Raw genomic sequence first — 995 nt, 5'->3', positions numbered from 1 at the left:
CTGACCAACCAGATGGTCTGGGCGGTGCTGATGACCTCGCTGGGAGTGATCGTCGGCTTGAACAACGACCTCACCGGCGTGACCCAGGACTACAACGTGAGGACCTTCCGCACCTTCGAGTTCTTCGCCCTGGCCGCAGTGCTCTATTACCTGATCGCCAAGGCGATCGTGGCGGTCGCCCGGATATTGTCCTGGCGCCTGTTCCGCTATTGAGAGGCTGACCATGTTCTCCACCAGCTTCACCTGGAACGACTTCCTGTTCCTCCTCCAGGGCGCCTGGATCACCCTGCTGCTGACCCTCGGCGCGATGGCCATCGGCACCGTCGCCGGTGTGCTCTGCGGTCTGCTCCGCGCGCTGCTGCCAAGGGCCACGCTGCCGCTTTCCTGGCTGCTCGACGTGTTCCGCAGCGTGCCATTGCTGATCCAGTTCGTGCTGTTCAACTCGCTCAAGAGCATCGCCGGGCTGAACTGGAGCGCCTTCACCGTCGCCTGCATCGTGCTCGGCATCTACGCCACGGCGTTCTGCACCGAGATCGTCCGCAGCGGCGTGCTGGCGGTGCCGTTCAACCTGCGCCGCGCCAGCCGCTCGCTGGGGCTCACCTACCTGCAGGACCTACGCTACATCGTCCTGCCGATCGCCACCCGGGTGGCCTTTCCCGGCTGGCTGAACCTGGTGCTGTCGGTGATGAAGGACACCGCGCTGGTGATGTGGATCGGCATCGTCGAACTGCTGCGCGCCTCGCAGACCATCGTCACGCGCATTCAGGAGCCGCTGCTGGTGCTGTGCATCGCGGGGCTCATCTACTACGTCATGAGCCTGGTGGTCGCCCGCCTGGGCGCCCGGCTGGAAACAAGGTGGCAGGAAAATGATTGAGATCGACAACGTACACAAATCCTTCGGCGAACTGGACGTGATCAAGGGCGTCAGCCTGACGGTGAACAAGGGCGAGGTGGTCTCGATCATCGGCGGCTCGGGCTCCGGCAAGTCGACCCTG

Annotated in this window: 2 protein-coding genes and 1 pseudogene; all 3 read left to right on the top strand. The window is 63.9% G+C overall.

The features are described 5' to 3' along the window. Positions 1 to 213, top strand: a pseudogene (locus B2X67_RS04640) (amino acid ABC transporter permease); the annotation flags it as partial. Positions 214 to 223: 10 nt separating this feature from the next. Beyond that, the gene (locus B2X67_RS04635; RefSeq protein ID WP_286784748.1) at positions 224 to 874 is read left to right on the top strand and encodes an amino acid ABC transporter permease; all 651 of its coding nucleotides are present in this window, start codon (positions 224 to 226) and stop codon (positions 872 to 874) included. Further along, the coding region (locus B2X67_RS04630) for an ATP-binding cassette domain-containing protein (RefSeq protein WP_286784751.1) at positions 867 to 995 on the top strand (129 nt) is incomplete at its 3' end. The genes B2X67_RS04635 and B2X67_RS04630, both read left to right, overlap by 8 nt.

This window comes from Pseudomonas sp. UBA3153 (assembly GCF_002364635.1).
GTDB lineage: Bacteria > Pseudomonadota > Gammaproteobacteria > Pseudomonadales > Pseudomonadaceae > Pseudomonas_O > Pseudomonas_O kuykendallii.
This window is presented reverse-complemented; position numbering and strand designations above follow the sequence as displayed.

Excerpts from the sequence above, each read along its gene's own strand:
- B2X67_RS04635 (WP_286784748.1), top strand. The coding sequence starts at position 224 with ATGTTCTCCACCAGCTTCACCTGGAACGACTTCCTGTTCCTCCTCCAG.